A 25,960-nucleotide genomic window follows, 5' to 3' on the forward strand; every position below is an offset into this window, starting at 1 on the left:
GCGATCACCTGAGCAGACCGATACGCCGGGCCACCGACTCGATTTGCTCGTAGTTGCGCACATCGGTGGCGATGAACTGCTTTGCCTGGAACAAATCCAGGATCTGGCGCTGCTGATCGTCGTCACCTTTCAGCGACAGGAGTGCGTCGGTCACTTTTTTCGTGAAACCGGCGCCGAAGCGCTGGTCGAGGTCTGGTCTCGCCAGCCAGTGGTAGTCGTGGTAGGTCGGGGTGCGAAAGATCTCGCGAACCTTGGTGGTGTCGATCTTGCCGTTCTTGACCCGGTCGTCCCAGACCGCGGCGTTCAGCGCACCGATTTCGTAGGTGCCGGCTTCGACCAGCTTCGCGGTCGCGTCGTGTGAACTGGAGTAGCCGGGTTTGCCTTTGAGCTTGTCCAAGGAAACTCCGGCCTGATCCAGGAAGTATTCCGGCATGAGACGTCCCGAGGTCGAGGAGTCACTGCCGAAGGTGAGCGAATGACCCTGCAGGTTCCGCAATCCGGCGACGTTGCCGACGGGCAGCAGGTTCGCCGTGCTGGAGGCGACGAAGACGCTCCGGAACTGCGCGTCGATGTCTCGCTGCGCGACCGGCACGGCGCCGGGAAGCTGATGTCGTGCTTGTACGCCCGTCAGGCCACCGAAGAACACCAATTGCAGGTCACCTAGCCGAAACGACGTCACCGACGCGGTATAGTCGGTCACCGGGACGTAGCGCACCTTGACGCCCAGCCGGGCTCCGAGATACTCCGACACAGTCCCGTAGAGGCGCTGCAGCTTCTGTGGATCCTGGTCCGGGATGGCGCTGATGCTCAGGACCTTGTCGCCGGCAGCGTTCCCCGGTGCGTTGGGATCGCCGGGTGCGGCACCGCATCCGGCCAAAGTCGCGATCAGGGCGGTCGTGGCCGCCCATAAGGTGAGCCTTCGCACGCACGGTCCTTCCTCGGCGGGACCGGGATGCTCAGTTCCCCCAGCAGACTGGCCCACGCATTCGATTCGGTCAGCGGATCCACGATGTGACTGCGCTCGCCGCAGGCCGCGGCCAGCCGGGTGTAGACGTCGTTCAGATCCAGTTCGGCGGCTCGCAGAAGCACGGAGAGGGCCTGCGCGTCGCCGACCGGGAAATAACCTGGATAGTCCTCGCCGAGCAGTCCGACGGAGCCCGCGATCGCTGTGGAAAGCACCGGTACGCCGGCGGCGAGGGCTTCGGTCACCACGTTCGCTCCGCCCTCGTGCCGCGAGGTGAGTATCAGCAGCCTGCTTCGGGCAAGTACTTTCAACGCCTCTGGCCGCGGGAGCGCGCCGAGCCAGTCGTAGCGCGCATTGCTCGACGCTTCGGCCTTGGCCGCGATCGCGAGTTCGTCGTCGAGTCCGGCGCCGACATGGGTGATCCGGATCCTCGATTCGGGTGGCAGGAGACGCGCCGCGTTCGCTGCCAGCAAGGGGTCCTTGACCGAGCGGAGATGGGCAAGAAAGGCGACCTCGAACACGGAGTCGTCGGCTGGTTCGGGGGCGATCGGCGGCATCGACTGGACGATCACTCTCGTCCGGTCACGATGAGTCGGGGGAACCTGGTCGAGCGCGCGTTGCTGGAGGACCACGATCCTGTCCGCGGCCGCGAGGACAGCGGGATCGACGCCGTTGGCGGTCAGGCTCGGGTAGAGGTCGGTCCCCGTCAAGGCGAGCACGACGGGCGCGTCGGGATGCGCGGAGCGGAACTTCAGGACCGAGTCTCCGCTTTTTCCCGCGTGCAGGGCGATGAGGCCGGTGTACTGCCCAGTCGCGTAGTGGTCTGAGGTTTCCACCTCGTGGCCGAGATCAGCGAGGATCCGGCACCACCGGTCCGCGGTCACACCGTTGCCGAGGACCGCGCTCGGCGGCGCCGGGCTCACCAGCAGCAACACGTCAGCCGGCCGCGCAGGTCCGGAAGCCGGCGAACACGTCACGCCGATCGGGCGTGAAGTAGTTCCGCATCATCGCCCGGACATAGCGGCCTCGGGTCGCCCAGGCCCCGCCTCGAAGTACCTTCCGGCTGCCGAAGAACTGCTCCGAGTTTTCGAAGTACGCGTCACGCTCGAAGTTCGGGTAGGCCACGAAGTCGCTCGCGGTCCACTCCCATACATTGCCGATGAGCTGGCGGCAGCCGTCGGGAGAGTCGCCGGGAGCGCACGCGCCGACGTGCACAGGGCCGCCGGACCGCCAGTCGGTCGCGGCCTGCGTGGCTTCGGGCGGCGCCGCACCCCATGGGTAGTCGGACTTGGGAAAGGAACCTCCGGTGGCCGCGAATTCCCATTCGGCTTCAGTGGGAAGTCGGCGTCCGGCCCAACGTGCATAGGCGTCGGCCTCCCACCACGAGACGTTGCTGGCCGGTAGATGCGGTTCGAGGTCCACCCAGGTGTCGAAGTGACGACGTTGCCAGCCCTCCTCGGCCCTGCGCCAGTAGGTGGGGTGCTCGGCCTTGGTCGATGCGAGCCAGGCTCCGCCGTCGGACCACAGCAGCGGGTTGCGGTAGCCGCCGTCGTCGACGAAGGCGGCGAACTCCTTTTGCGTCACCGTGGTCTTCGCCATCGAGAACGGCGCGACGTCGACCGGATGTGCCCATTTTTCGTTGTCGTAGGCGAAAGCGTCAGACATCTGGGCGCCGAGAACGAACCGACCACCGCCGAAGCGGACGTCCCCGCTCCAGTTGTCGGCAGCATCGTAGGTAGCGCCGGCGTCGGTGAGTCCCGGCAGCTTCGGCATGGAAAGGCCGAGTGTTTGCCGGGTGTAGGTAAGCGCTTCGCTGTGCGTGTCGTGGTGATGGACCGTGTAGCGGGCGAAATGGCAAGCGACGTCGGTCGCGTCCTTCGCGGTGATCGCTTCGGCGACTCTCTCTGCGACAGTCCGGACGTAGGAAACCGTCTCTTCGCGGGTCGGCAGTTTGAGTCGCCAGCGCGTGTCGTGCGGGATGGCGCCGGAGTCGTAGATCGAGTCGGCGAACGGCAGGATGGGATCGTGCCCGCACGCTCGCCGGAGCACGAAGATCTCCTGAAACCAGGCGATGTGCCCGATCTCCCAGATCAGCGGGTTCACCGTCGGCAGCAGTGGCCCGACCATCTGTTCGTCGGTGAGGTCTTCGACGATCTCCAACACACGCTGAGCGCCGTCGACGGCCCATTCCGCCACGGTCTCGGCGCTGATAGGTGCAGTCCCCACGATGCCCTCCCAGGTTGCTGAAAGCGATGTAAGCACACCCGTGCGCCGTTGTCAGGACCCATCCTCGAAAGTTTCATAGTTCTGTGGAATTTGATCGTTCGGTGTGGTTTGCTCGGAACGACGGAGACGGGTCTCGGTGGACGTCCGTCTGTGCAGCCTGCTGGGAAGAGCCGGGGACGGCGCCCGAGTCCGAAGGGCTGGGTGCCTGACATATGGGGGTTGTATGACTGTGGCCGGTAGCCGGAGCGGAGCCCGACCTAAGCGGACCATGAAGGAACACTTCTTGACCCACCTCGAAGTGGGCCGACCTGACCTCGTCTTCTATTCGGGTCTCGTGAGCGTGGCGGGTGCGGTCGTCGCTTCACCGACATGGTCGGTCTGGCAGTTGATCGGGGCATGGGCGGCACCGACCTGCGGCTGGTTCGCCGCTATGTACGGCGGCGACTACTTCGACCGGGAACTGGACAAGATCACCAAGTCGCAGCGGCCTCTGCCGTCCGGCCGGATGAGCCCGCGCACCGCACTCGCCGGAATGATTGTCTGGGTGCTGCTCGGGATGGTCATCGCCGTTCTGCTCAATCCCGTCAACTTGGCGATGGTCGTTTTGGCGTTGTCTTTCGGAGTGGCCTACAGCAAGGTGCTAAAGGCGCGGGGCGCATGGGGCAATCTCGCCCGAGGTGCGATCACGGCGTGCGCGTTCGCTGTCGGTGTCTTTTCGACGAATCCTTCACCCGCACCGGCTTTGTTCGTCTTCGCGTTGATCTTCGCGCTTCATGACGCGGCGTCCAATGTGGTCGGTGCGATCTGCGACGCCGAGGGAGACCGGCAAGGGGGATACCGAACTTTCCCTGTGCGCCACGGCGAGAAGGTCTCGTTGCGCCTGATGGTGGTCCTGCACGTGCTGTGGATGGTGCTCGCGATCGGCTATCCTTTGGTCGTCCTGCCGGAGCTTTCCTATGGCGCTTACGCGCCCTTCATCGCGATCGCGATCGTGATGACGTGGGTTTCGATCGTGATGCTCTATCGTGCGGGAACCCCGATCCCGCGGGTGGCCGGCCTCAAGTCCCATGAGGTACTCGTCATCGAGCGCCTGGTCCTCGCCTCGGCGGTCGTCGCCGCGGCGGGCGGCATCTGGCTCGGTCTCGGGCTGATGATCCCGTTCATCGGTGCCACCTTCCTGTCGTCCTTGTTCCTGATGCGGGGCAGTTACGAGCCGAGCCGCAGATGGCAGGCCAAGCGGTCCAATCCGAAACCCAGTGCGGTCTGAGGGAGTTGTGATGGGGGACAGCGGACTCTTCGAGCGGGTCGTCGCGTCGGCGGATCTGGCGACTGAGTGGCTTTTCGCACGACAGCGTTCCGACGGAGGCTGGACCGACCGGATGTCGTCATCGACGATCTCCACCGCGATCGGTCTCCTGGCACTGGGCCGGGCGGGCAGGGAGGCGCACCGCGACCAGATCACGCGAGGCTTGAAATGGCTGCGGGACAACCAGCGTGCTGACGGGGGTTGGAGCCTGGTCGACGCCGACCCGCCGAGCAGCGAGCACATCACCGCGTTCGCCGTCGCCGCGTTCAAGGTGCTGGACCCCGACGGTTCACGCGACGTGATCGAACGAGGCATGGCCTACATCGACCGACACGGTGGGGAAGCGCTCATCACCCCGGACCTGAGCGACGGCGGACCCAGGACCTGGCGGGAGATCGTCCCGATCGTCTGGGCGATGGAAGGTTTGCGCGACGTCACCATCCAGCCCTCCCAGCCGCTCGAAGTGATGCTCCTGCCGAGCAGTTTGCGTAATCGGGCGTCGATCGTCTTGCCCGGCGTACTCGGGCTGGGCATCGGACAGGCGCGGGTGCTTCCTCTGAGCCCGTTGAAGGCTTATGCCCACCGGCTGGCCGAACCCAAGGCACTGGACTGGCTTCGTGAGGTCATGGGTCCCAATGGCGGGATCGAGGAATGCGCGCTGATGTGCGCGTTGGTGTTCAGCGGCCTGCGCATCGCCGGCGAGGACGTCGGCGCCGACATCCAGCAGGGTTGCCTGGACTTCCTGCTCTCGACCATCCGGCCGGACGGCTCATGGCCGATCGACCGCGACCTCGAGATCGCCGTGACCTCGTACGCCGTGCTGGCGCTCGCTGAAATGGTGGACGTCAGCAAGGACGAGCGTCTCCGTGGAACACGAGACTGGTTGCTGTCGACCCAGTGGAAGAAGCCGTTCACACCGTTGAAGATGGCGCCGGGCGGATGGTCCTGGGCCTCACCATCCGGATGGCCGGAGTCGGAAGACACGGCGGTCGTTTTGACCGCACTTGCGGAACTCGGGATGCGACGCGGTGACCAAGGCATCCAGCTGGGCCTGGACTGGCTCTTGGGCATGCAGAACCGCGACGGCTCATGGTCGGAGTGGGTCCGCAACTCGACCATGATCCACGACGGACCATGCCCGGGAGTGACGTCTCACGTCGTCATGGCGTTCGACCGTCACGGCGGCAGCGCCAAGGGACGCTCTCCGCTGGTGCGAGCACTGAAGTACTTCGAGAAAACCCAGGCACCTGACGGATCGTTCTCTTCGTTGTGGTTCCGCGACTCGACGCATGGAACGGCGAAGGTGCTCGAAACCTACGCCGAACTCGGCATGGCGCAGCACCCCGTCGCGACCAGGGCGGCCGACTGGCTGCTCAGCCACCAGCGACCCGACGGTGCCTGGCCGGACAAAGTGATCGAGGGTCCGCCCGAAGGCGGCACCGCGGAAGAGACCGGCTGGGCGTTGTTCTCGCTGCTCATCAGCGGACGGCCCTTCGATGATCCCCAGGTGCTGCGTGCGGTGGAGTGGTTACTCGACCACCAGGACAAGAGCGGCACGTGGCGCCCGCAAGGCGTCGGGCTGTACTACGACACTTTGTACTACAGCGACGATCTCATCGCACACACCTACTCCTTGCGCGCGCTCGGACGCTGGCTCAAATGCGCCCGGATCGCCGGAACGAAGGTATGAAACGTCATGCGTGCCGTGGTGATCACAACCGGAACGCAAGGTGATGTCGCGCCGTACACCGGAATCGGCGCACGACTGCAAGCAGAAGGTTGGAAGGTCACCTTCGCCACGCACAAGGTGTTCGGCGACCAGCTGGAATCATGCGGTTTCGACTTCAGCCCGATCCCTGGCGACCCTGCGGCTCTGGTGTCCTCACAGGCTTTTCAGAGCTGGGAAAGATCCGGGTACTCCCGTAGGTCGGCCCGTGATCAGGTAGGCCGGATCAAGGCGATCATCGGCGACGTCGGTGAACTGATGTACGAGGTGGCCGGCGGGCTGATCGACGCGGTCCCGAACGATACCGACGTACTCCTGTTGTCCGGCACGGCCGCTCCGCTCGCCTACCACTTCGCCGAAGCTCGGCGAATCCCCAGCATGGGGATCTATTGGGGGCCCACCGAGCCGACGGGGCAGTTCCCGCCGCCGATGGGTGGTGCCAGGTCGTACGGATGGTGGGGGAACAAGGCGGCTGGACACATCGGCCTCAGGATCACGAACAAGGCGTACGTGAAGGCGGTCGACCGCCTCCGCGCGCAGCTCGGCGTACCTGCGGCCGGGTATGCGGACACCCGACGTCGCCAAGCCAGGCGGGAATGGCCGGTCATGCACGGTTTCAGTCCCACGGTCTTCCCCCGCCCGCGAGACTGGCGGCGCGGAATGGAGGTGGTCGGATACTGGTGGGCCCAGCGCGGCAAGCGATGGACGCCACCGGCCGCTCTGACCGACTTTCTCGCGGCCGGCCCCCCGCCGGTATTCATCGGCTTCGGAAGCATGTCTCCCGGCGAGGTCGAGCGGCTGGCGGATCTCGCCACCGCCGCCCTCCGGAAGGCGCGCCTGCGCGGGGTGATCCAGGCGGGCTGGGCCCAGCTCGACGCGAGAAACGACGACGTCCTGACGATCGGGGCCGCGCCCCACGATTGGCTCTTCCCGCAGATGGCCGCGATCGTGCACCACGCCGGCGCGGGTACCACCGGCGCGGCGCTCCGTGCCGGGGTGCCCGCGGTGCCGGTACCCGTCACGATCGATCAGCCTTTCTGGGCTTCCCGGATCGTCGCGCTCGGTGTCGCGCCCAAGGCGATTCCGTTCTGCGCGCTCACCGCGGACGGCCTCGCCGACGCTTTGCGGCTCGCGGTCACCGATCCTGTCCACACGGCTGCCGCTCGCGCGGTGGCCGCCGCAGTGGAGCGAGAAGACGGCGCGGGACGTGTCGCCAAGGCTGTGGCCAGACTCGCCGAGCGGGGGTTTTGATCATGAGTTCGGTCGCTCTTGGTATGCCAGCGCTTCCTCCTCCCGTCCTCTCCGAGCGTCGCAAGACCCGACAGCTGCAGGTCGGGCCGGTCGGCGTCGGCAGTGAGCACCCGATTTCGGTGCAGTCGATGACCACCACGCTCACTTCCGACGTCAACGCGACGCTGCAGCAGATCGCCGAGCTGACCGCTGCGGGCTGTGACATCGTGCGTGTCGCGTGCCCGTCGGCGGATGACGCCGAGGCGCTGCCCGCGATCGCGAGGAAGTCGCAGATCCCGGTGATCGCCGACATCCACTTCCAGCCGAAGTACGTCTTCGCCGCGATCGAGGCGGGTTGCGCGGCGGTCCGGGTGAACCCGGGCAACATCCGCAAGTTCGACGATCAGGTCAAGGAGATCGCGCGGGCCGCGAGGGACCACGGCACCCCGATCCGGATCGGCGTCAACGCGGGTTCGCTGGACAAGCGGATCATGGACAAGTACGGCAAGGCGACCCCGGAGGCGCTGGCCGAGTCGGCGCTGTGGGAGGCGTCGCTGTTCGCCGAGCACGACTTCTACGACGTGAAGATCTCCGTGAAGCACAACGACCCGGTGGTCATGGTGCGCGCGTACGAGATCCTCGCCGAGCAGTGCGACTACCCGCTGCACCTCGGCGTGACCGAGGCGGGCCCGGCGTTCCAGGGCACCATCAAGTCGGCGGTGGCGTTCGGCGCGCTGCTGCGCCAGGGCATCGGTGACACCATCCGCGTGTCGTTGTCGGCGCCGCCGGTGGAAGAGGTCAAGGTCGGGATCCAGATCCTGCAGTCGCTGAACCTCAAGGAGCGCAAGCTGGAGATCGTCTCCTGCCCCTCGTGTGGCCGTGCGCAGGTGGACGTGTACACGCTCGCCGAGCAGGTCACCGCCGGCCTGGAGGGCATGGAGGTCCCGCTGCGTGTCGCGGTCATGGGCTGCGTCGTCAACGGTCCCGGTGAGGCGCGCGAGGCCGATCTCGGCGTCGCCTCGGGCAACGGCAAGGGGCAGATCTTCGTCAAGGGCGAGGTCATCAAGACCGTGCCCGAGCACGCGATCGTCGAGACGCTGATCGAAGAGGCCATGCGCATCGCCGAACAGGCTTGTGAAGACGGAGACAAACGTGGCTGACTGGGTTCTCTCGGTCGACGAGAAGGCGTGCATCCACTCTGGACTGTGTATCGCTGCCGCGCCGCAACGATTCCGACAAGGTGCTGCGGGCTCACAAGTGGTCACCGCGGAGATCAGTGCCGATGACGTCGTCGCGGAGGCAGCGGAGGGGTGCCCGGTCGAAGCGATCCGAGTCCGAAACCTTCTCACTGGCGCGGTCGTAGCGCCCGAAGGCATCGAAGAGTGAGCGAAGACCTTCAGCCCGATCGCCGGCGTAAGCGGAACTCGGCTGCCACCAAGGAAGCGATTCTCCAAGCGGCCATGAAGCTCTTCGTGGACCGCGGGTTCGACGCCGCCACCGTTCGCGACATCGCCGACCTCGCCGGGGTCAACCAAGCGCTGTTGTTCCGCTACTTCGGCTCCAAGGAAGAGCTGTTCGACGTCGCCGTCTCCCGGCGTGCACTGGCCCAGCTCGATGAGACACCACCGGACCGGCTGATCGAAGTCATCCTGCGCGAACTTCTGGCGGTCGGCCCGGGCGCCGGATCTGATCAGATCGTCAAAGCGATCCTGCTCTCCACCGGCCAGCCTGGGACGGTTTCGGCGGGCCGAAAGCAGGTCAGGGACGGATACACCGACGCGCTCGCAACACTCTCGGGCGCACCTGACGCGCGGCTGAGGGCAAGTCTTCTCTTGGCGTGGCTTCTCGGTATCGGCATCGCCCGTCACATCACCGAGGACCAGAACATCGTGGCGGCCGACTTCGGCGACATCTGCGCTGTGGTCACCGGAGTGGCGAAGAATCTGCTAGCCGCAACATCATCTCCGCGTAGCGATGGCGATCGGGCCTGAGCCGTCGAATGCCCGGGCGAGTAATGCAACGACGGATTTCTGGATGATCTTGCCTGCGACCCGCCGACCTTTCACCCGTTACGGGTCGCCTCGGTCAGCGCGGTTGCCGCGCGTTCGAGTCCTACTCCCATCGCCATCAGCACCGGAGAAGGCGAGTGTTCACCGCTGTGACACGCGGAACCGGTCGACGCGGCGACGATCGGGGCGGCGGACAGAAGCTCATGTCCGTTCGTGCCGTCGATGCTGATGTTGAGAGTGTTCGGCAGCCGTTCCCTGGCCGGGTCCATTGAGATGGACCCGGCCAGGGAGATCTCTGACCGACCGCAGGTGGAGCTCATCGCGCAGTGAGCGCATCCGGCCCGGTGTGCCGTGCGCGAGATCCATCGCGGCGAGATCCGCTGCTGCCCCGAGCGCGACAGCGAAGGCGACATTCTCCGTCCCCGCACGCATGCCTCGCTCCTGCCCGCCGCCGTGGACGACAGGTTCCGGACGGAGACCGCTCCGGACGTACAGTGCGGCGGCCGGAGCAGATAGCTGCGGCGGTTGAGGCGTTACGTGCGATCGCTGCTGTGCTTGAGGTCATTCCTGGCGAACCAGTCTGACTGGACCGCCGCTGGCCATCGCTGTCCAGATGGCCGTCCGGTTGGAGTGTCCACTCTGGATCGTCTCGTCCTCTTCTGGGCCGTCTCACGATCGTCGCTGTGGCACTTGCTCGTCCTGGGGGTTGCAGCTGAAGATCTGACCCGCGGAACGCCCGACGTCTCGTTGGCTCTACCTGCGTACATGGCCAGACAGGATCTCTGGGGCAGGTTGGAGGTCAATGGCGATCCATGCTGGCGACGTCTGCGCTGGTCAGGTGGGTTTTGGTCGCAGCATGAGATGCGTCTCAAGCGCACTGGCCACCCACTCCTGACCGGGCGTCTCCGGTTAAGAATCGGTCGGTCTTCACCGGGCGAGGCACTGTCCGATTCGTCTGTGGCTTGCCGTTACCGGTGGTCCCGAACGACGGTTCGGGACCACCGGTTTCATCTAGGAAAATGTAGAAGTCAGCCGTGCTGGCTGGCCCACCATTTCTGGCCGGCTTCGGGCAGTGTGGAGATCGGGTCGTAGTAGGGGTAGCGACGCTGCAAAGCTTCGGGGTCCTCGTGCTCGATCCCGGTCCGGTAGTTCTTGGTCCAGTAGGAAATGCCCAGCTCGCGGTCGTACTCCGCCAGCTGGTGCACCCACCGCTTCCCGACGTACGGCACGTCGCAGACGATCCGCGGCGTCGCGTACCCCGGCAGATACCCCATGATCGCGTGCTGGAGTTCCTGCGCCTCGTGCACGGAAACCCGCCAGTGTTCGGCGTTGGGGATCATGTCGCACATGTAGAAGTAGTACGGCAGGATGTTCGCCTCGCCCTGCAGCGCGAAGCACAGGTCCAGCAGTTCGGCGGGGGTCGCGTTGACGCCCTTCATCAGCACGCCCTGGTTGCGCACGTCGCGGACGCCGACGTCCAGTGCGGTCCTGGCGGCCTCGGCGACGAGCGGGGTCACCGACTGGGCGTGGTTGACGTGGGTGTGGATCGCGAGGTTGACGCCGCGACGCTGGGCGGTGCCGGCGACGCGCTCGAGGCCTTCGACGACCTTCGGCTGGATCCAGTGCTGTGGCAGGGCGGCGAGCGCCTTGGTGGCGAGCCGGATGTCGCGGACGGTGTCGATGTCCATCAGCCGCATGAGGAACGACTCCAGCTGTGGCCAGGGCACGTTGGCGACGTCGCCACCGGAGACCACGACGTCCCGCACGCCCGGGGTCTTCTTCAGGTACTCGATCATCGCGTCCTGGCGGTCGACCGGTTTGAGCGAGAGCTTGTGCTTCTCGATCTGCTCGGTGGAGTTGCCGACCAGGTCCATCCGGGTGCAGTGCCCGCAGTACTGGGGGCAGGTGGAGATCATCTCGGCGAGGACCTTGGTGGGGTAGCGGTGCGTCAGCCCCTCCACCACCCACATCTCGGCCTCGTGCAGTGAGTCCCGTTCGGAGTGCGGGTGGCTCGGCCACTCGGTGTCGCGATCGCTGCGCACCGGAAGCATGTAGCGGCGGATCGGGTCGGCGTACCAGGCCTCCGTCACCTTCGCCGGGTCGGTGCCCGCGTTGGGCGCCATCGTGTTGATCATCTGCGGAGGCAGCAGCATCGACATCGTGGCCATCTCGCGCTGGTCGGCGAGCATGTCCTCGTAGAAGCGCTCCTCGAGCAGGTCGCCCATGAGGGCGCGCAGTTGCTTGGCGTTGCGGATGCAGTGCACTCGCTGCCACTGCGCGTCACGCCACTCTGCCTCGGTCACGTCGTGCCAGCCGGGGAAGCGGCGCCAGTCGGGTTCGATCAGCTCGACTCGGGTGTAGTCGTAGGGCTGATCGTAGGCGGCCACCGGCGAGGTCGGTTCCTGGATCGCAGTCACTTGTACTCCTCGTCGTCGGAAACGCGTGAAAATATCCTGTCACATCGTTCGGAAGACGTAAATATTCCTGTCTTGCGTGGTGTGTCGAAATCTCGCCGACCCGCCGGTCACCTGGTCGTCCGCACGCTGCAAACTCGGGAGCGTGACGAACGCGCGAACCACGCTCCTCCTCGGCGGGCGTATCTACAGCCCCTCGGCCCCCGACGCCACCGCCATGGCGATCACCGACGGCACCGTCGTCTGGGTGGGGCAGGACGGCCCGGCCAAGGCCCTGCATCCCGATGCCGAGGTGGTCGACCTCGACGGCGCCTTCGTCGCCCCGGCCTTCGTCGACGCGCATGTCCACGCCACCGCGACCGGCCTGCACCTCACCGGGCTGAACCTCACGAACATCCGCGGCGCCGGTGAGCTCCTCACCGCGGTCCGCGATGCCGTCCGCCCCGGCCAGGTGCTCGTCGCGCACGGGTGGGACGAATCCCGCTGGACCGACGGCAGGCTGCCCAGCCGCGCGGAGATCGACGAGGCCTCGAACGGGACACCGGTGTACCTGAGCCGGGTCGACGTCCACTCGGCGCTCGTCTCCAGCGCACTCGTCGCGCTCGCCGTCGGCGTGCACGAGGCGCCGGGCTGGTCCGCCGACGGGCCGCTGACCCGCGACGCCCACCACCTCGTGCGTGCCGCGATGCGCGCGGCGATCACGCCGCGGCAGCGCCGCGAAGCCCAGCGCGCGTTCCTCGCCGAAGCCGCCGCGCGCGGAGTCGTCAGCGTCCACGAATGCGCGGGCCCGGACATCTCCGGCGCCCAAGACCTCACCGACCTGCTCGCGCTCGCGTCGGAACCGGGACTGCCGGAGGTCGTCGGCTACTGGGGCGAACGCGGCGGCGTCGACACCGCCCGCGCGCTCGGTGCCAGGGGCGTCGCGGGCGACCTGTTCGTCGACGGCGCGCTCGGCTCCCGCACGGCCGCCCTGCACGTGCCGTACGCTGACGCCCACGGCACCTCCGGGACGCTCTACCTCGACGCCCCCGCCATCGCCGATCACATCAGCGCCTGCACCGAGGCCGAGCTCCAGGCAGGTTTCCACGTCATCGGCGACGCCGCCGTCGCCGAGGTCGTCGAAGGGTTCCGGCTCGCGGAGAAGACCGTCGGACGTCGAGCGCTGGCCGCCCGCCACCACCGGCTCGAACACGTCGAGATGATCGACGTCGACCAGGCGAAGGCGCTCGCGGGCTGGGGTGTGGTCGCTTCGGTCCAGCCGCAGTTCGACGCGGAATGGGGCGGCGCGCACGGCATGTACACCGACCGCCTCGGCGCGGAACGGGCCGCGAAGCTCAATCCCTTCGCCGCGATGGCCGCTGAAGGGCTCCTGCTCGCCTTCGGCTCCGACGCGCCTGTCACGCCGGTCGATCCGTGGGCGACCGTCCGAGCCGGGACCTACCACCGCACGCCGGGCTCGGGCTTGTCCGCCCGCGCCTCCTTCACCGCCCACACCCGCGCGGGACACCGCGCGGCCGGCGTCAACGACGGCGTCACCGGCAGCCTGGTCCCGGGCGCTCCCGCGCACTACGCGATCTGGGACGCCGAAGACCTCGTCGTCGCGACACCGGACTCGCGCGTTCAGCGCTGGTCGACCGACCCGCGCGCGGGTGTGCCCCCGCTGCCGAACCTCGCGGAGGGCGCGACACTGCCCCGTTGTCTGCGCACGGTCCGCGGCGGGCAGGTCATCCACGATCTGTTCACCCGGGCGGCCTAGGGTTCAGGAGTGTCCACGACCGTGACCGATCCGGCCCCCGAAGCGGCGCCCCGGAAGCGCTTCTCCCGCGCCTGGCTCGTGCGTTTCCTCGTCGCCGCGGCGTCAGGGTTCACGCTGTACCTCAGTTTCGCTCCGCGTCCGCTGTGGTGGCTCGCGCCGCTGGCGTTCACCGGCTTCGCGCTGGTGGTACACGGACGAAGGTTCCGGGGCGCGTTCGGTTACGCGTTCGTGTTCGGGATGGGGTTCTTCCTGCCGCTGCTGACCTGGCTGCTGGATTTTCTCGGCCCGGGCTTCGGGCCGTGGCCGTGGCTCGGGCTGGCGATGGCACTGTCGGTGTATCTCGGCTTCGGCGGGGCGTTCGCCACCGTGGTGTGGAGGCTGCCGCTCGGGCCCCTGTGGGCGGCGCTGGTGATCATCGCGTTGGAGACACCACGCACCTGGTTCCCTTTCGGTGGCTTCCCGTGGGGCCGCGTGGCGTTCAGCCAGCCTGAGGGCGCCTTCGTCTCGCTGGCTTCGATCGGCGGCGCTCCGCTGGTCGGTCTCGCGGTCGTGGCGACCGGGTTCGGTCTCGCGGCGCTCTGCCTGCGGCTGAGGGGCGCGGATCCGGGGCGTTCCCTGGTGGCGACGTCGGCGCTGACGCTGGTGCCCGTGGTTGCGGGGCTCGCGGTGTGGCCGACGATCGGCACCGAAGCCCAGGACGGCGAACTCACCGTCGCCACCGTGCAGGGCAACGCCCCGGACATCGGCCTGGCGCTGGAAGGCCGCCGCGACGAACTCCGGAGCAACCACCTCGCCGAGAGCGCCCGGCTGCTGGAAAAGCTCAAGGCGAGCAACACGAAGGTCGATCTGCTCGTATGGCCCGAGACCGCGATGGCCATGCGCACCGGCGACGCCGGCGTCGATCAGGTGGTCCGCGACTATGGCACGCAGGCGATCATCGGCGCGCTGGTCCGGCTGCCCGACGGGAGTGCGCAGAACTCCGCGCTCGTCTGGGATCCGGTCACCGGCCCGGGTCAGCGCTATGCCAAACAGCAACTCGTCCCGTTCGGCGAGTACGTCCCGGCCCGTGAGCTCGCGAAGCTGGTGACACCGTTCGTCGACAGCGTGGCGAACATGACGCCGGGTGACGGTGCCAACGCCGCCCTGTCGGTCGCGGGTACGAAGGTCGGCGTCTTCATCTGCTACGAGACGGCCTTCGACTACCCGGCGCGGGAGTCGGTCGCGGACGGCGCGGAACTGCTCGTCGTGCCCACCAACAACGCTTGGTACGGACCGGGGGAGATGAGCTATCAGCAGCTGGCGATGTCGCGCCTGCGGGCGGTCGAGCATGGGCGTTCGGTGATCGTTTCCGCCACCAGCGGAGTCAGCGCGATCGTCGCGCCGGACGGTTCGATCATGGCCTCTACCAGCCTGTTCACCGCAGACTCCCTGGTGGGGCGCGTACCGCTGAGGCAGCAGACTACGCTGTCGGATCTACTCGGTGTGACGACGGAGTACGGGCTGCTCGCCCTGGCGATCGCCGGGGTTACCGGCGGGTACGTGCTGCGTTTCCGCACCCGGCGCGCGAGCGCCGCCAAGGCAACGAGGGAAGCGGCGGGCTGACCCGCCGGAACACGGAGGAAAAGCGGATGGCGCAGGCGCCACGGGGGGCCCAGGGAATCGACCCGGTGCTGGTGGTGGTCCCGACGTACAACGAGCGGGAGAACATCGGCCCGATCCTGGAGCGCCTGTTCGAAGCACTCCCGGAGGTCAACGCCCTCGTGGTGGACGACGGCAGCCCGGACGGGACCGGTGACGTCGCCGACGAGCTCGCGAAGGCCGACGAGCGGATCCACGTGATGCACCGGACCGAGAAGGCCGGTTTGGGTGCCGCGTACGTCGCGGGCTTCCGCTGGGGTCTCGCTCGCGACTACGCCACCATCGTCGAGATGGACGCCGACGGCTCGCACGCGCCGGAGGATCTGCCGCGGGTGCTGGCCGCTCTCGAGGACGCGGATCTGTCCATCGGCTCCCGGTACGTTCCCGGTGGCAGCACGGTGAACTGGCCGTTCCAGCGCAAGGCGCTGTCCTGGGTGGCGAACCTCTACGCGAGGATCGCGCTCGGCACGAAGATCAAGGACATCACCGCGGGTTTCCGCGCGTACCGCCGCACGGTGCTCGAGAAGCTTCCGCTCGACGAGATCGCCTCGCGCGGCTACTGCTTCCAGATCGACCTGGCGTTCCGCACGGCGCTCGCCGGGTTCGAGGTGGTCGAAGTGCCGATCACCTTCACCGAACGCGAGGTCGGTCAGTCGAAGATGAGCGGTTCGGTCGTGCGCGAGGCGATCGTCCTGGTCGGTCTGTGGGGGCTCAAGCGTCGCTGGCAGCAGCTTCGCGGGCTGGCCAAGAAGGGCTGACGCCCAGCACGCTCACCCCGAGCTTCCCCAGTTCCTGCACCGTCGGCTCGTCCGGCGCCGCGTCGGTGATCACGCCCGCGACGTCGGACAGGGGGAGCACGGTGAACGGCGAGGCCGCGCCGATCTTCTCCGAACTGGCCAGCACGTAGGTGTCGGCGGCCCGTTTGGCGAGGGTGCGTTTCATCGCGGCCTCGTCGGAGTCGCCGGTGGTGAGCCCGGTCTCGGGATGCACGCCGGTGACGCCGAGGAAGAACAGGTCCGCGTTGATGCCTTCGGCCGCCTCGGCCGCGGCTGCTCCGCAGGTGACGGCGGAGTGCTTGAAGAGCCGTCCGCCGATGAGGAATACCTCGACCTTCGGATGCGTGACGAGCGCGGCGGCGACCGTGGGGCTGTGCGTGACGATCGTCGCTTCGAGGTCGACGGGGAGCGCCTTCGCCAGTGCGAGCGCGGTCGTCCCGCCGTCGAGGATGACCGTCGATCCGAGCCGGATCAACGCTGCTGCACGTTTCGCGATCCTTTCCTTGCCCGCGACGCTGACCGCCATGCGCGTCGCGTAGTCCGCGGTGGCCGGGGAGACCGGCAAGGCTCCGCCGTAGACGCGCTGACAGAGCCCGGCGTCCGCGAGTTCTCGCAGGTCACGGCGGATACTGTCTTCCGAGATGCCGAGTTCGGCGGCGAGGTCCTTGGCCACGATGCGACCTTCGGTCTTGAGTCGTTCCATCAGCAGGTCTCGTCGTTGCGCAGCCAACATGTGCACGTTCCTCCTTGTTCCTGCCGATTGTTGCACATTATGCTCCGCCGCATGAGCAAACCTCTGATGATCCTCATCGCCGGTCCGTTCCGCTCCGGAACCGGCGACGACCCCGAACTCCTCGCCCGCAATCTCGCCCGGCTCGAAGAGGCGGCCTGGCCGATCTTCCGCAGCGGGCACGTGCCGATGATCGGCGAGTGGGTCGCGCTCCCGGTGCTGCGCGGAGCGGGCGGGAAGACCGTCGCCGACCCGATCGCGAAGGAGATCATGTATCCGACGGCTGATCGCCTGCTGCACCACTGCGACGCCGTCCTGCGCCTGCCCGGCGATTCCGCCGGGGCCGACCAGGACGTCGCCATCGCGCTCTCTCGCGGCCTGGCGGTGTATCACCGTGTCGAGGACATTCCCGGGTACCAAGCCGCATAATGCGTAACTCGACCGCGTGTGACGTTTCCAGGGGAGGGTGAGCCGTGACCGGTCAGGTCTGCGGGACGTGCGAAGGCCCGCTGCCGGCGAAGGCGGGATCGCGCGGGCGTACGGCCGTCTACTGTTCGGCCGCATGCCGCCAGCGGGCCTACCGGTCACGGCGTGACCCGGCTCCCGACGTGGACGCCCTCATCGCCGAGGTCGGCCGCGTCGCGAACCGGCTGAGCCCCCGGCCGGCGGAAGTGTTCCTCACCGATCTCACCTCGCTCACCTCAGATGTGGGCAGACTGCGGCGCATTGCTCAACTGGCGTTGCGGACCGAAGACGAAAACGTCACACCGGCGCCCGTGACGGAAACCGTCGACGAGGTGGACTTCGCCGGGAGGATCGAGCAGCACCAACGAGAACTGCGTGTGCACTGCTACCGCATGGTCGGGTCCTACGACGACGCGGAAGACCTGGTCCAGGAGACATTCCTGCGAGCTTGGCGCGGCCGCGACGGCTTCGAAGGCAGATCGAGTTTCCGTGCCTGGCTCTATCGGATCGCCACCAACACCTGCCTCGATTTCCTGCGGCGCAACAAGAGAGTCCCTCGCCCCTACGAGCAGCTGCCCGACGTCGAACAGCTGGGCGAACCGCCGCAGTTCATGCCCTGGCTGCAGCCCTTCCCGGACAACGCCGCCGAGATCGCCGAGACCAGGGAGACGATGGAACTCGTCTTCCTGGCCGCGATCCAGCACCTCCCGCCGAGGCAACGGGCCGTGGTGATCCTCAACGACGTCCTCGGCTGGAAGGCGGCGGAGACCGCCGACCTGCTGGAAACCAGCGTCGCATCGGTCACCAGCGCACTCCAGCGCGCCCGCCCCACCCTGCGCGAACGCCTGCCGGAACGCCGCGCCGACTGGGCTCGGACCGCCCAGGTGACCGAGGAGGAGCAGGCGATCCTGCGTCGCTACATGGCCGCCGCCACCGGCAGCGGCGACAGCCGGATCATGGCCGAGCTGCTGCGAGAAGACGTGCTGGTCACGATGCCACCGAACCCGCTGTGGTTCTCCGGCCGCGACGTCTTCCTCGACTTCGTCGCCCAGTCGCTCGACCCCGCGTCACCGGCCTACTTCGGCGCATGGAAACACCTCCCGACCAGCGCGAATCGCCTCCCCGCGGCGGCGGGCTACGTTCGGCGGCCAGGCACCCGGGTCTACCGCGCGCAGGTGCTCGACGTGTTGCGGATCGAGGACGGGAAGGTCGTGGAGATCACCGCTTTCGAACCGCATTTGTTCCCCGCGTTCGGCCTGCCGCTGACGATCACTTGAGGACCGATGAGATCCCCGTGCCTTCCGCGTCTCAACGGTCGAACCCAACCACGCGGAAGGAACACCCTCATGAGCCTCAAGAACAGGAACGCGGTCATCTACGGCGCCGGCGGATCGATCGGCGGCGGTGTCGCCAAGGAGTTCGCCGCGCGGGGCGCCCGCGTCTTCCTCACCGGCCACCACGAACCGGCGCTGACGAAGCTCGCCGACGAGATCGAGGAGAGCGGGGGACTGGCCGAAGTCGCCGTCGTCGACGGCCTCGACGAAACCGCGGTCGACACGCACGCGGCGTCCGTCGTGGCAAAGGCAGGCAGCATCGACATCTCCCTGAACCTCGTCCCACGCGGCGACATCCAGGGAATCCCGCTCGTGGAGATGTCGGTCGAGGACTACGTCCGCCCGATCACCACCGGCATCACGACGAATTTCATCACCGCCCGCGCGGCCGCTCGGCACATGATCGCCCAGGGCTCCGGCGTCATCCTCGCCCTCGACAGCGGCTCCGCCCAGGGCAGCCCGATGATGGGCGCGACCGGCTCGATCGACGCCGCGCTGGACACCTACATCCGCAATCTCGCCGTCGAGATCGGGCCGCACGGCGTCCGCGCGCTCGGCATCTGGGTCGCGGGAATCCCCGAGACCTTCACCCCCGAGAAGCTCTCCGCCGTGAACAACCAGCTGCCCGCGAGCCCGGAGATGGTGGAGAACGTTCTCAACGGCCTCAAGGAGGCCCGGATGACCAAGCGTTCACCGCGCCTCGCCGAGGTCGCCCGCACGCTGGCGTTCCTGGCCTCCGACGACGCCATGGGAATCACCGGCACCTTCGTCAACGTGACCAGTATGTTCCCCAGCTGACCGGAGTTCAGCGAGTACGGCGCGGATCGCCGGGCTCGCCTCGGCGCTGCGGCGCCACGCCGCGTGCACCTCGCGCGTCGGCGGGCGCCGCAGCGGCCGGACGACGAGCCCTTCGGCCAAGGGCGGGCGCGCCAGCCGCGGGATCAACGCGAGGACCTCGCCGGAGGCGACCAGCGACAACTGCGTGGAGAAGTCGTCCACCAGATGCCGGACGTCGGGCTCGTCCGGCAGTCCGGCGAACAGGCGCCGGAACCACTGGTGGCACACCGTGCCCGGCGGACTTGTGACCCACGGGTGCCCGGCCAGGTCGGCGCCGTCGAGCGGCGGCTCGGTCCGGGCCAGTGGATGCGTCCCGGCCATGACGACGTCGCCGAGGTCGGTGTGCACCAGGCACCGGGACAGGGCAGGGGAGAGCGGGGCAGGCAGGCCGTCGGCGTCATGCAGGAGCGCGAAGTCGGCCGTGCCTGCCTCGACGCTGTGTGACGCCTGATCGGGATCCTGCTCGGTGATGTGCAGCCGGAGATCGGGGTAGCGCTCCAGCAGCCGCGGGTGAACGGGGGCGAGGAGCCCGCGAATACCCGTCGAGAACGCGGCCACCCGCAAGACGCCGCGAGGCGCGCCCTCCGCCACCGACTGGGCGGCCTCCGCGCAGCGCTCGAGCGCCTGGAACACCTCTAGAGAGGAATCGACCACGGCCTGACCTGCCGGAGTGAGCACGACCCCGCGCCCAGCCGGAGCGAGCACGGGCATCCCGATCTGCCGCTCCAACCGCTTGATCTGCTGCGACACCGCCGACGCCGTGAACCCCAGCTCGTCCGCCGCACGCGCCAACGTCCCCAGCGCGGCCACCGACCGCAGTGCCCGCAGGGCCCCGACCTCGATCATGAAGCCATGCTACGGAATATCGGCCACAAACCATCGCTGGACCGCAGGTATCGACGCCGACAGGATCGACCACATGACCGAGACCCTCTTCGGCTCCAACCTCGTCGCCATGGTCACCCCGATGGAACCCGGCGGCGCACTCAGCGAACCCGGCCTCACCGGCCTGGTAGACCACCTGCTGAACACCGGCTGCGACGGCATCGTCGTCGGCGGGACCACCGGCGAAGCCCCCACCCTGACCGACGCCGAAGCCGCCCGGCTCGTCCACACCGTGGCGACCCGCGTCGAGAACCGGGCAAGCGTGATCGCCGGCGTCGGCACCTACGACACCGTCGCCTGCATCCGGCGCGCGAAGGAAGCCGAGGCGGCCGGCGCCGACGCGCTCCTGCTCGTCTGCCCCTACTACTCCAAGCCGACACAGGCCGGGATCGTGGCGCACTGCCTGGCCGTGGCCGACGCCACCGGGCTGCCCGTGATGCTCTACGACGTCCCGGCCCGCACCGGGACGGCCATGGAAGCGGCGACCCTGATCGAACTCGCCCGCCACCCCAGGATCCGCGCCGTGAAGGACGCCAAAGGCGACCTGTTCGAAGCGATGACCGTCATGGCGTGCACTCAGCTGGCCTACTACTGCGGCATCGACGAACTCAACCTGCCCTACCTCGCGGCCGGCGCCACCGGCCTGGTCAGCGTCGTGGGCAACGCCTACGCCGCCCGGAACGCCGAGCTCATCGCCGCCGTACGCGGGGGAGACCTCGACAAGGCACGGACCCTCAACGCCGCGCTGCTTCCCCTCGCCGACGCGGTCATGCGTACCTCGCAGGGAGCGATCATGGCCAAGGCCGCACTGGCCGATCTCGGCGTCATCCCGCACGCGACAGTCCGGCTTCCGCTGCTCGAATCACCGCCCGAGCACCTGCGACGCCTGCGCGACACTGCCTTGTCCAGTCCGTGAAGGCCTCCTTGAGGGACCCAGAGTCCCTCAAGGAGGCCTTCACGGACTCGGGAGTCGCCTCCGGACACGGCGAAGCCCCCGCGGAGGGAGGTCGCGGGGGCTTCGCCGATTCGTGGTGGGGCTAGCTACTTGTGCCGTGCGTCAGGCGGACCGGGTGGTCCTGCGTCCCTTCAGCTCGGCGAGACGTTCGTTGAGCAGATCTTCGAGCTCCGGGATCGAACGACGCTCCAGGAGCATGTCCCAGTGCGTCCTCGGGGGCTTGACCTTCTTCTGCTCCGGCTGCCCGCCGTCCACGATCTCGGACTCGCTGCCGTGCAGCCTGCACTCCCACACCGAAGGGATCTCGGCGTCGTCGGAGAAGGGCACCTCGAACTCGTGGTTCTTGGGGCAGGCGTAGCGCACGGTGCGGCGGGGCGCGAGGTCGTGGTTGCGGTCGGTCTCGTAGCTGACCGCTCCCAGCCGGCTTCCACGGAGAACACGGTCGGCCATGATGGGGGTCCTTTCAGTCAGCTCCGGGTGGAGCCAGGGTGATGCTCACCCTATGCAACGACGATGAGGGCCAGAGGATTCCCTGGACAGCATGTCCTTGCTCACGATGAGCTGTGTCACCCGGTGGCAACAGCTTCTCCTAGTAGGAGTGATTTCGCGCTCTGGCGTGACGTCAATACGGCCATCTTGGTGCGGATATCCCCCAGATGGGCTAGTAGTACGCCTGTCACGTCAACCGTAACTGACCGTGTTGGGCCGAGGTGGGCCCCAGGTCGCCCAGTCGAAAGTGGCGTCGGCACAATACCTGATAACGGACCGTGTTCGGCTCGCCCTCAGAACGTGATGCCGATGAAGTTTCAACGACCATCTGCTCGGTATCCGCCACCACCACGGTGTCCCCAGCCCGCAGCACCTCGCCGTCGGACACCCGCGCGTTGAACCGCCCCGTCTGCCCGCACCAGCACAGCACCTCGACCTGAACCGGCTGCAGTTCGTCCGCCAGCTCGAACAACCGCGCCGCACCCGGGAACAACATGCTCCGGAAATCCGTCGCGATCCCGAAGCAGTACACGTCGATCTGGACGTCATCGGCCAGTTCGGCCAGCTGATCCACCTGATCGGGCGACAAGAACTGCGCCTCGTCGACGATCAGGTAGTCCACATGCCGCCCGGCGGCCCACTGCTCACGCACCAGCAACCGCAGATCGGTCTCGTTCCCCACCTCGGTCGCCTTGCGCGTCAACCCGATCCGGCTCGTGATCTGCGGCTCACCGGACCGGTCATGCCGCACCAGCACCATCCCGCGACGACCCTGCCGCGCGTGGTTGTGGTCGATCTGCAACGCCAGCGTCGACTTTCCGCAGTCCATCGGCCCGTAACAGAACTTCAGCTTCCCGACGACCGGCACACCCCGCCGTGAACCCGCCACCGGCACCGACGACAACGCGTCCGTGGGATCCGGGCCACTCTCCTTCAGTACGGTCACGACGCCCGACCCTATCGGCACGCTCCGCCCTCACAGCACCGCCGGTGGTCGGTTGCCCGCCGCCTCGATCGCCCGGCGCACCGGCACCAGCCACACGAACACGAACCCGAGCACGAAGAAGATCACCAAAGCGATGATCGCGTACCGGAACGAGCCGGTGATCTGCCCGACCGCCGCGAACAACAGCGGACCGAGCCACGACGTCCCCCGCTCACCGACCACGTACAGCGAGAAGTACTGCGCGTCCTTCCCCTCCGGGATCATCTGCCCGAACAACGACCGCGACAACGCGTTCGTGCCGCCCAGCACCAGCCCGATCCCGACCGCCACCGCGTAGAACTGCAGCGGCTGCCCGGCCTCGATGAAGAACGCGAAGCACAACACGACCACCCAGGCCACCAGACTGCCCAGAATCGTCTTCTTCGCCCCGATCCGCGCCGCGATCGCACCGTGGATCATCGCTCCGGCGTACGCCAGGAACTGGATCACCAGGATCGTGACGATGAGCACCTGGGTGCTGTACTTCAACTCGTCCTTGCCGTACTGCGCCGACACCGCCACCACCGTCGTGATCCCGTCGGTGAAGACCAGGTAGCTCCCGAGGAACGCCAGCGTCAGGGGATAGGCCCTGGCCTCCTTGATCGTCTGCTTCAGCTCCTTGAACCCGGCCGTCAGCACCGACAGCCCCCGCGCGCTCGACTTCGGCACATGAGTCCGGGGGAGTGCCCGCACCGCCGGGATCGTGAACACCGCCCACCAGATCCCCGACGTCAGGAAGCAGATCTGGATCGCCAGCCCTTCACTCACCCCGAAGAACTCGTGCCCCATGAAGAACCCGAGCTGCAACGCCAGCGCCAGACCGCCACCGAGATACCCGAAAGCCCAGCCCTTCGACGACACCGCGTCGCGCTCATCGGGCTCCGCGATGTCCACCAGGAACGAGTAGTAGACGACCAGCGCACCGCCGTAACCGATGTTGGCCAGGATGAACGTCCAGACCCCGACCTCCCAGTTCGTCCCCGCGATGAAGAACATCAGCGCTGACGCCACCGCGCCGAGGAAGGCGAACCCGCCGAGGATCCGCCGCTTGTGCCTGCTCCGATCCGCGATCGCGCCGGCGATCGGCAGCACCAGTACCTGCGTCACCGTCGCGACCGACAGCAGATACCCCCACAACGAACCCGCGGGGAACTGGAGCCCGAACAAAGAGACGTCGCAGTTCTGAAGGGTGCTCGAAGCTCCACTCGAATCGGTGCACGCCCTGTCCCCGTTAAGGGTGAAATTCGTCTTCGCGTCCGCCGACGCGATCTCGCTCAAATAGAGCGCTCCGAAGACGGTGATCACCGACGAATAGAACGGCGAATTGGCCCAGTCGTAGAGGTACCAAGCCCGCCACACCCGCTTGCGTTCACGGGTCACGGCCACCGTCATGCACTGCTCCTGAAGTCGAGAACGTCGAGGTCAGCGGGAGACTACTGGCGATCACACCCACCTGTCCGGCACGAGTCCGGACCGTGTTCGTTTCGACGCGGGACGAACCCTTCCCGAACACCTTCCCGACCATCGTCGGCGTGTCGCTGCCACGATCCACGTGTGTTTCGTGTGAGGCTGGTGAGCGATTTGTGACTCTTGTGAAGCACGGGGCTGATACTTACTGTTCCGCTCATGAGGACCCATCGCCTTCGCACAGCACACCGCGTCACGGCGAGAACGCTCCTGCTCGCCCTCGCCGTGACGGGCCTGCAGATCGCCACCACCGGATCCGCCGCCGCGGATCCCCACGGCTCCCACTGGGCCAAGCTCCGCATGTGTGAATCGAGCGGGCGCTACAACATCAACACCGGCAACGGCTACTACGGCGCCTACCAGTTCGACCTGCCCACCTGGCGCAGCGTCGGCGGCCAAGGGCGCCCCGACCAGGCCGCCCCTCGCGAGCAGGACTACCGGGCCCTCTACCTCTACCGCATGCGCGGCTGGCAGCCCTGGGAATGCGCCGGCAAACTCGGCTTCCGCAACGACAGCGACGGCCGCAGCAAACGAGTCCCGTCCTACGCCGACTCCGCCTACATCGGCGGGGGAGGACAGCCCGCACCGCCGCCTCAACCCAAGCCGAAGCCCACCCCGCCCGCTCCGCCCGGCGGCCCCAAACCCGCCTGGCCCGGCGTCGTCTACGCCTACGGCGACTGCGCGGCACCCCTGAAACAGTTCCAGCTGCGGATGAACGCCTTCGGTTACGGCTTCACCGGAACAGGCTGCTACTACGACAAGACCCGCGAAGCCGTCCTCGCCCTCCAGCGAGCCAACGGCATCAACGACTCAGGACGCCTCGGCCCCAAGACCTGGGACGCCGCCTGGAACGGCAAGGCGCCCCGATAACCCCCGCGTTTAGTCCTCTAAATGCGTTGTGAGCGCATCTAGAGGACTAAACGCGGATCAGGAAGGCCAAGCACCGCGTTCCCGAAGCACTTCACGCAGCAGATCCGGCCGGTCCGTCACGATCCCGTGCACCCCCAGATCCAGCAGCAGCCGCATCTCCGCCGGATCGTCCACCGTCCACGTGTGCACCTCGAAACCCCCACGCGTCGCCTGCCGCAGGAACGCCCGGTCCACCACCTTCAACCGCCCCTGCCGCACCGGCACCTGAGCCATCGCACCTCGCGACAACGCGCGCAACGACACCAACGGCAAGAACCCGTTCGCCCACATCACCGCCACCGAACGCGGCCCCATCGCGGTCACCAGCTTCGGTCCCGCCAGCTTCCGGATCCGCGCCAGCCGCGCGTCCGAGAACGACGCCGCCGCCACCCGGTCGTACGCCCCCGTCCGCTCGATCGCCCGCACGAAGGGCGCCACCGCCTCGTTCGACTTCACATCGATGTTGAACCGCGCCTCCGGCAACTCCTCGAGGACGTCCTCCAGCCGCGACAACGGCACACGACCACCGACCTTGACCGTCCGCAACTGGGCCCACGTCTGCCGGGAGATCAAACCCGCGCCGTCCGTGGTCCGGTCCAACGACGCGTCGTGATGAACGACCACCACACCATCCGACGTCGCGTGCACGTCCGTCTCCAGATAGCGATAACCCTCCGTCACCGCCTGCCGGAAGGCGGGCAACGAATTCTCCAGTCCTTCCAGGTCGCCGAGGTGCCAGCCCCGATGGGCGAAAGCACGCGGGAGCGGGTCGGCGAGATACGGAAACAGTGTCGGCACCCCACTAGTGTGCACTTCGGTCGTGGCCCCGGCATGATCGCCGGATGGCCAGCTAGGGTCA

25 protein-coding genes are annotated in these 25,960 nt (G+C 67.4%); 14 read left to right on the forward strand and 11 right to left on the reverse strand.

Going from position 1 to position 25,960, the window contains the following annotated elements; genetic code table 11:
* Positions 1-4 precede the first annotated feature (4 nt).
* The 3 genes from CVV72_RS08075 to senA are packed head-to-tail and all read right to left on the reverse strand — an operon-like array spanning position 5 to position 3,190.
* Positions 5-925, reverse strand: a complete 921-nt coding sequence (locus tag CVV72_RS08075) for a putative selenate ABC transporter substrate-binding protein (RefSeq protein WP_219151777.1) — start codon at positions 923-925, stop codon at positions 5-7.
* Positions 886-1,899, reverse strand: a complete 1,014-nt coding sequence (senB, locus tag CVV72_RS08080) for a selenoneine biosynthesis selenosugar synthase SenB (RefSeq protein WP_219151778.1) — start codon at positions 1,897-1,899, stop codon at positions 886-888. The genes CVV72_RS08075 and senB overlap by 40 nt, the downstream gene beginning before the upstream one ends.
* Position 1,900: 1 nt before the next feature.
* Positions 1,901-3,190, reverse strand: coding sequence for a selenoneine synthase SenA (senA, locus tag CVV72_RS08085; RefSeq protein ID WP_219151779.1), 1,290 nt, complete (start codon positions 3,188-3,190; stop codon positions 1,901-1,903).
* A gap of 283 nt (positions 3,191-3,473) precedes the next feature.
* On the opposite strand from senA, the gene CVV72_RS08090 reads away from it, so the two are divergent.
* Genes CVV72_RS08090 through CVV72_RS08115 form a run of 6 tightly spaced genes read left to right on the forward strand, consistent with a single transcriptional unit; the run spans position 3,474 to position 9,443 of the window.
* The gene (locus CVV72_RS08090; protein WP_219151780.1) at positions 3,474-4,457 is read left to right on the forward strand and encodes a UbiA family prenyltransferase; all 984 of its coding nucleotides are present in this window, start codon (positions 3,474-3,476) and stop codon (positions 4,455-4,457) included.
* A 10-nt stretch (positions 4,458-4,467) separates the two neighbouring features.
* Positions 4,468-6,186: a prenyltransferase/squalene oxidase repeat-containing protein gene (locus tag CVV72_RS08095; RefSeq protein WP_219151781.1), complete on the forward strand. Its 1,719-nt coding sequence runs from the start codon at positions 4,468-4,470 to the stop codon at positions 6,184-6,186.
* Between the two features lie 6 nt (positions 6,187-6,192).
* The gene (locus tag CVV72_RS08100) at positions 6,193-7,473 is read left to right on the forward strand and encodes a glycosyltransferase (RefSeq protein WP_219151782.1); all 1,281 of its coding nucleotides are present in this window, start codon (positions 6,193-6,195) and stop codon (positions 7,471-7,473) included.
* 23 nt (positions 7,474-7,496) lie between these two features.
* Complete coding sequence (gene ispG / locus CVV72_RS08105; RefSeq protein ID WP_219151783.1) at positions 7,497-8,612, forward strand: flavodoxin-dependent (E)-4-hydroxy-3-methylbut-2-enyl-diphosphate synthase; 1,116 nt, start codon at positions 7,497-7,499, stop codon at positions 8,610-8,612.
* Positions 8,605-8,838: a ferredoxin gene (locus CVV72_RS41925; protein ID WP_219151784.1), complete on the forward strand. Its 234-nt coding sequence runs from the start codon at positions 8,605-8,607 to the stop codon at positions 8,836-8,838. The genes ispG and CVV72_RS41925 overlap by 8 nt, the downstream gene beginning before the upstream one ends.
* Positions 8,835-9,443 (forward strand): TetR/AcrR family transcriptional regulator, encoded by a 609-nt coding sequence (locus CVV72_RS08115; protein WP_219151785.1) that lies wholly within the window; start codon positions 8,835-8,837, stop codon positions 9,441-9,443. The genes CVV72_RS41925 and CVV72_RS08115 overlap by 4 nt, the downstream gene beginning before the upstream one ends.
* 71 nt (positions 9,444-9,514) lie before the next feature.
* Here the strand turns inward: CVV72_RS08115 and CVV72_RS08120 are convergent, their stop codons facing one another.
* Positions 9,515-9,730 (reverse strand): hypothetical protein, encoded by a 216-nt coding sequence (locus CVV72_RS08120; protein ID WP_219151786.1) that lies wholly within the window; start codon positions 9,728-9,730, stop codon positions 9,515-9,517.
* A gap of 759 nt (positions 9,731-10,489) precedes the next feature.
* Positions 10,490-11,878 carry a KamA family radical SAM protein gene (locus tag CVV72_RS08125; RefSeq protein ID WP_219151787.1) on the reverse strand — a complete coding sequence of 463 codons (1,389 nt, stop codon included), beginning with the start codon at positions 11,876-11,878 and terminating at the stop codon, positions 10,490-10,492.
* 142 nt (positions 11,879-12,020) lie between these two features.
* On the opposite strand from CVV72_RS08125, the gene CVV72_RS08130 reads away from it, so the two are divergent.
* From CVV72_RS08130 to CVV72_RS08140, 3 genes are read left to right on the forward strand one after another with little or no spacing between them, the layout of a single operon-like run.
* Positions 12,021-13,631, forward strand: a complete 1,611-nt coding sequence (locus tag CVV72_RS08130; protein ID WP_219151788.1) for an amidohydrolase — start codon at positions 12,021-12,023, stop codon at positions 13,629-13,631.
* Between the two features lie 9 nt (positions 13,632-13,640).
* On the forward strand, positions 13,641-15,233 hold the full coding sequence (gene lnt / locus CVV72_RS08135) for an apolipoprotein N-acyltransferase (RefSeq protein ID WP_219151789.1): 1,593 nt from the start codon (positions 13,641-13,643) through the stop codon (positions 15,231-15,233).
* Between the two features lie 26 nt (positions 15,234-15,259).
* Positions 15,260-16,027: a polyprenol monophosphomannose synthase gene (locus CVV72_RS08140; RefSeq protein ID WP_219151790.1), complete on the forward strand. Its 768-nt coding sequence runs from the start codon at positions 15,260-15,262 to the stop codon at positions 16,025-16,027.
* Here CVV72_RS08140 and CVV72_RS08145 read toward each other — a convergent pair.
* Positions 15,981-16,778: a DeoR/GlpR family DNA-binding transcription regulator gene (locus CVV72_RS08145; protein WP_219153866.1), complete on the reverse strand. Its 798-nt coding sequence runs from the start codon at positions 16,776-16,778 to the stop codon at positions 15,981-15,983. The genes CVV72_RS08140 and CVV72_RS08145 overlap by 47 nt on opposite strands.
* 51 nt (positions 16,779-16,829) lie before the next feature.
* Here CVV72_RS08145 and CVV72_RS08150 point away from each other — a divergent pair, with 51 nt between their 5' ends.
* From CVV72_RS08150 to CVV72_RS08160, 3 genes are all read left to right on the forward strand, one after another.
* On the forward strand, positions 16,830-17,204 hold the full coding sequence (locus CVV72_RS08150) for a DUF4406 domain-containing protein (RefSeq protein ID WP_241783993.1): 375 nt from the start codon (positions 16,830-16,832) through the stop codon (positions 17,202-17,204).
* 44 nt (positions 17,205-17,248) lie between these two features.
* Entirely contained in the window at positions 17,249-18,517 is a 1,269-nt protein-coding gene (locus CVV72_RS08155) for an RNA polymerase subunit sigma-70 (protein ID WP_219151791.1), read from the forward strand.
* Between the two features lie 69 nt (positions 18,518-18,586).
* Positions 18,587-19,372, forward strand: coding sequence for an SDR family NAD(P)-dependent oxidoreductase (locus tag CVV72_RS08160; RefSeq protein WP_219151792.1), 786 nt, complete (start codon positions 18,587-18,589; stop codon positions 19,370-19,372).
* Here CVV72_RS08160 and CVV72_RS08165 read toward each other — a convergent pair.
* On the reverse strand, positions 19,265-20,257 hold the full coding sequence (locus tag CVV72_RS08165; protein ID WP_219151793.1) for a LysR family transcriptional regulator: 993 nt from the start codon (positions 20,255-20,257) through the stop codon (positions 19,265-19,267). The two genes, CVV72_RS08160 and CVV72_RS08165, sit on opposite strands and share 108 nt — an antisense overlap.
* Before the next feature lie 73 nt (positions 20,258-20,330).
* Here CVV72_RS08165 and dapA point away from each other — a divergent pair, with 73 nt between their 5' ends.
* Complete coding sequence (dapA, locus tag CVV72_RS08170; RefSeq protein WP_219151794.1) at positions 20,331-21,212, forward strand: 4-hydroxy-tetrahydrodipicolinate synthase; 882 nt, start codon at positions 20,331-20,333, stop codon at positions 21,210-21,212.
* 141 nt (positions 21,213-21,353) lie between these two features.
* On the opposite strand, the gene CVV72_RS08175 is transcribed toward dapA, so the two are convergent.
* From CVV72_RS08175 to CVV72_RS08185, 3 genes are all read right to left on the reverse strand, one after another.
* Positions 21,354-21,701: an RNA polymerase-binding protein RbpA gene (locus tag CVV72_RS08175; protein WP_005151365.1), complete on the reverse strand. Its 348-nt coding sequence runs from the start codon at positions 21,699-21,701 to the stop codon at positions 21,354-21,356.
* Positions 21,702-21,927: 226 nt separating this feature from the next.
* Positions 21,928-22,686: a thymidine kinase gene (locus tag CVV72_RS08180; RefSeq protein ID WP_219151795.1), complete on the reverse strand. Its 759-nt coding sequence runs from the start codon at positions 22,684-22,686 to the stop codon at positions 21,928-21,930.
* Between the two features lie 30 nt (positions 22,687-22,716).
* Positions 22,717-24,117 carry an MFS transporter gene (locus CVV72_RS08185; protein WP_219151796.1) on the reverse strand — a complete coding sequence of 467 codons (1,401 nt, stop codon included), beginning with the start codon at positions 24,115-24,117 and terminating at the stop codon, positions 22,717-22,719.
* A 234-nt stretch (positions 24,118-24,351) separates the two neighbouring features.
* Here CVV72_RS08185 and CVV72_RS08190 point away from each other — a divergent pair, with 234 nt between their 5' ends.
* Positions 24,352-25,062 carry a transglycosylase family protein gene (locus CVV72_RS08190; protein WP_219151797.1) on the forward strand — a complete coding sequence of 237 codons (711 nt, stop codon included), beginning with the start codon at positions 24,352-24,354 and terminating at the stop codon, positions 25,060-25,062.
* Between the two features lie 57 nt (positions 25,063-25,119).
* Here the strand turns inward: CVV72_RS08190 and CVV72_RS08195 are convergent, their stop codons facing one another.
* The gene (locus tag CVV72_RS08195; RefSeq protein WP_219151798.1) at positions 25,120-25,899 is read right to left on the reverse strand and encodes a glycerophosphodiester phosphodiesterase; all 780 of its coding nucleotides are present in this window, start codon (positions 25,897-25,899) and stop codon (positions 25,120-25,122) included.
* Positions 25,900-25,960: the final 61 nt, after the last annotated feature.

The sequence above is a fragment of the Amycolatopsis sp. TNS106 genome (genome assembly GCF_019330265.1).
In the GTDB taxonomy this organism is placed as follows: Bacteria; Actinomycetota; Actinomycetes; order Mycobacteriales; family Pseudonocardiaceae; genus Amycolatopsis; species Amycolatopsis lurida.